Origin of the sequence: Streptomyces sp. WMMB 714, assembly GCF_900090125.1 — a bacterium.
Taxonomy (GTDB): Bacteria; Actinomycetota; Actinomycetes; order Streptomycetales; family Streptomycetaceae; genus Streptomyces; species Streptomyces daqingensis.
Genome location: NZ_FMHJ01000028.1, coordinates 1 through 3,178 on the forward strand (window position 1 = coordinate 1; position 3,178 = coordinate 3,178).

The window sequence follows — 3,178 nt, forward strand, 5'->3', positions numbered from 1 at the left end:
CACCCGAGAACTCCGGCACCGGCAAAGCAGCCCGGTCCAACTTCCCGTTCACCGTCAACGGCAACCGCTCCAGCACCACGAACGCCGACGGCACGGTGGGGGCGGGAAGCCTGTCGCGCAGGTGGTCGCGGAGCTCCGGGACGAGGGAGCCGGCCTGGCTCGCCCGCCGCGGGCTGTTGGCGAACGCCGCCGGGTCCGCTCCGGCCCCGGTCGCGCTGTAGAGGCCGTCGATCACCGGGCCGGGGTCGTGCGCGGCGTCGGTGAACAGCACGTCGACGGCGCCGTCCGGGGACGTGGCGGACCAGGTGACGGCGGTGCGGTAGCCGAACCGCTCGCCCAGGGCGTGCAGTTCCTCGGGGTCGACGGCGGCGTGCTCACCGTCTTCCTCGCGGACGGCACGGCGGGCCCCGGTCAGGTCGCCGGCGCCGTCGAGCAGCCGCAGCGCGGCGTTCTCCGAGGCGAGCCTGGCGTTGGGCACGTTCTCGACGCGCAGTGCGCCGGGCGCCTCGGCCAGGGCACGCTCCAGGGCGACCGGCCAGCCCAGGTCGCGCTCCCAGTCCAGGGTGCGCGTGGCGGGAGCGGACGAGGAGGGTCCGCCGCGCTTGCGCAGGACGGCGTCGTAGCGGTGGCGGCTGAGCTCGTTGTGGTGCACCGCCCGCTTGACGCGGACGTCGACGGCCTCGACGTCGGGCAGCCTGCCGCGCAGGGCCGGGAAGAACTCGGGGTCCACGAGGAGTTCGGTCTCCAGCAGGACGCCCTGGTCGACGGCGCGGGACACGGCTGCCGCGTCGCCGCCGTCCGCCTGGTGCAGCTGCACGGCCGCGCTGAAGCAGCGCAGCAGGCGGTGGTTGCGCACATCGCCGATGAACAGGTGGCCGCCGGGGGCGAGCAGCCGCATGGCTCCGGCGACGACGTCGACGAGGTACGCGGCATGCGGGAAGTAGGGCACCACCGAGTTGACGACGACGGTGTCGAAGTGCCCCTCCGGCAGCCCCTCGGTCTCGTCCGCCGCCTGGACGCGCAGCTCGACGCGTGACGCGATGTCGGGGAGGTCCGCGAGCTGGGTGTGCAGCGCCTCGATCGCGGCGGCGGAGAAATCGGTCGCCCAGTAGCTCTCGCAGTCGCCTGCGAGCTCGGAGAGGATCAGGCCGCTGCCCACACCGATCTCCAGGACCCGCCGCGGCCGCAGCTCGCGGATACGCTCCACGGTGGCGGCGCGCCACTCCTGCATCTGCGGCAGCGGAATGTTCCGGGAGTCGTAACTGCTGGTCCAGCCGGTGAAGTTCTCACCGAACGGGATGGCGGCGGCGTCCTGGTAGACCTCTTCGTAGACGTCGTGCCACTCGGCGACCTGCTCGGCCTCGCCGTCGTGGTCGCGGCCGGAGTCCTCGCCCGGCACCACGTACGCGACGAGCTGCTTCTCTCCGGGCCTGTCCTCGCGTACGAGGGCGACCGCCTGGGCGACCTGGGGGTGGCTGCGCAGCGCGGACTCGACCTCGCCGAGTTCGACGCGCCGCCCGCGCAGTTTGACCTGCGAGTCGGCGCGGCCGACGAAGTGCAGCCGGCCCTCGCGGTCCTGGCGGACGACGTCGCCCGTGCGGTAGAGCCGCTCACCGGGTCCGCCGAACGGGTCGGCGACGAAGCGGCACGCGGTCTCGGCGGGGGCGCGGTGGTAGCCCCGCGCCATGCCGGCGCCGGCGATGTACAGCTCGCCGGGCACGCCCGCCGGGACCGGGGAGAGCCGGTCGTCGAGGACGTACAACCGCATGTCGTCGAGCGGTACGCCGATGGGGACGGGCAGTTCCGGGTCGCTGACGCCGCGGAAGGTGTGGTGGGAGGCGTAGACGGTGGTCTCGGTGGGGCCGTAGCCGTTGAGGATCGCCGTGTCCGGGCAGTCCTCGGCGAGGCGCGCCGCTGCCGCCGGGGACAGCACGTCGCCGCCCGTCCACAGCGCCGCGAGGCCGCGCAGCCACTCGGTGCGGTCGTCGGCGACCGCGTTGAACAGGCCGGTGGGCAGCAGCAGTCCGGTGATCTCCCAGCGCGTCACGGCGCGCTCCAGCACCCGCAGGTCGAGCTTGCCCTGAGGGGCCATGACGACGTGCCCGCCGGACATCAGCGGCAGCCAGAACTCCATGTTGAAGGCGTCCCAGGCGTGCGCGGAGTGCAGCAGCACCCGGTCGAGGCTGCCGGGAGCCCAGCAGCGGTCGTGGCGCAGGCACTCGATGGCGCCGTGGGTGAGGGCCACGCCCTTCGGCCTGCCGGTGGAGCCGGAGGTGAACATGACGGCGGCCAGCCGTGCGGGGTCCTCCACCGGCGGCAGCGGCGCGGGCTCTCCGTCGGACAGCCGCTCGTCCTCGTCCAGGACGATCAGGGGCAGCCCGTATCCGGCGGCCTCCTCGCGCAGGGCGCGGTCGGTCAGCAGGACGGGTGCTCCGGTCTCGGCGAGCACCTGGGCCTTGCGGGCGGGCGGGTAGTCCGAGTTGAGCGGGACGTACGCGCCGCCCGCCTTGAGGACGCCGAGGACGCCGGCGGCCAGGTGCACGCCGCGCTCGGTGAGCATGGCCACGCAGGTCTCGTCGCGGACGCCGTACTCGCTGAGCAGGTGGGCCAGCAGCCCGGACCGGCGGTCGAGTTCGGCGTAGCTGAGCGTGGTGCCGTCGGCGGAGACCGCGGGCGCCCCGGGCGCCGCCGCGAGCAGTTCCGCGAACCGGCCGGTGAGGGTGGCCGGCGGGGGGCTGTCCGGGCGGGCGGTGTCGTTCCACTCCGTCAGCACGCGGTGCCGTTCGCCGGGTTCGAGCAGGCCGACGGCGCGGACGCGCTGGTCGGGGTCCTCCACGCAGGCGCCGAGCAGCGTGATGAGGCGGTCGGCGAACTGCTGCACCGTCTCCCGTTCGAAGAGGTCCCCGCTGTACTCGACGAGGCCCCACACGCCGTCCGGGTCGCCGTCGCCGGTGTGCGCCTCGGTCATGAAGACGGCGAGGTCGAAGCGGGAGACCTCGGGCCGGATCCGCTCCGGCTCGATGACGAGTCCGGGCAGCCGGAAGTCGGCGTCGGGGGTGTTCTGCAGGGCGAGCATCACCTGAACCAGCGGATTCCGCGACAACGAACGCTGCGGATTCAGCACCTCCACCAAACGCTCGAACGGCACATCCTGATGCGCATACGCCGCCAGATCACC

General features: G+C 73.6%; 1 protein-coding gene. It reads right to left on the reverse strand.

The genetic code is table 11. From position 1 onward, the window contains the following. The coding region (locus tag H181DRAFT_RS28165; protein WP_158715470.1) for a non-ribosomal peptide synthetase at nt 1-3,148 on the reverse strand (3,148 nt) is incomplete at its 3' end. Nucleotides 3,149-3,178 lie beyond the last annotated feature (30 nt).